The 872-nt window shown below is 69.6% G+C and carries 1 protein-coding gene; it reads left to right on the forward strand.

Annotation, left to right across the window (positions count from 1 at the left end; translation table 11 throughout):
• Positions 1 to 872: phosphopantetheine-binding protein (locus ACFWW2_RS00795; RefSeq protein ID WP_393925460.1), on the forward strand; the 872-nt coding region annotated here is incomplete at both ends.

The following is an 872-nucleotide window of genomic DNA, read 5'->3' on the forward strand; positions in this document are numbered from 1 at the left end:
ATCTCGAACACGCAGGTCTATGTTGTGGACGATCGGTTGCAGCCGCAGCCCGTGGGCGTTGCGGGCGAGCTACTGATCGGGGGCGTTCAAGTGGCACGGGGCTATCTGGGCCGGGCGGGTCTGACGGCGGAGAAGTTCATCGCCGATCCGTTCTCGGATACGTCTGGGTCCCGGCTGTACCGGACGGGCGACCTGGCGCGCTGGCGGCCGGACGGGCGCCTGGAGTTTCTGGGCCGGCTGGACCATCAGGTGAAGATCCGGGGCATGCGGGTGGAGCTGGGTGAGATCGAGGCGGCGCTGGCGGCGTGTGCGGACGTGGCCCAGGCGGTGGTGACGGCGCCCGTAGATCAGGCCGGCGACCGGCGGCTGGTGGCCTATGTGGTGCCGCAGGAGGTGCCGGAGGGTCTGCTGGCGGATAGTTTGGGCATCGAGGCCGAGGCGCTGACGGACGATGAGCGGGCCGGCGTGCAGGTGGTGGCGCTGGAGGGCGTGGTCGATCTGGCGGCGGTGCGGTCTGCACTGAAGCACCGTCTGCCGGATCACATGGTGCCGTCGGGCTTTGTCGGCCTGAGCCGATTGCCGCTGACGGCGTCCGGCAAGGTCGACCGCAAGGCGCTGCCGGATGTCGGGGCGGACCTGCAGCGGGCGGCGTATGAGGCGCCGCGGAATGAGAGCGAAGCGCTGGTCGCCTCGATCTTTGCCGAGCTTCTGCGAGTTGAGGGCGTTGGGGCCGAGGACAGCTTCTTCGACCTGGGCGGTCATTCGCTGCTGGCGGTGCGTCTGGTGGCGCGGCTGGAAGCGGAGACCGGCAAGTCGGTGTCAGTGCGGACGGTGTTCGAGACGCCGACGGTGGCCGGTCTGGCAGCGGCGCT

The organism is Yoonia sp. R2-816 (genome assembly GCF_046762905.1).
Classification (GTDB): domain Bacteria; phylum Pseudomonadota; class Alphaproteobacteria; order Rhodobacterales; family Rhodobacteraceae; genus Yoonia.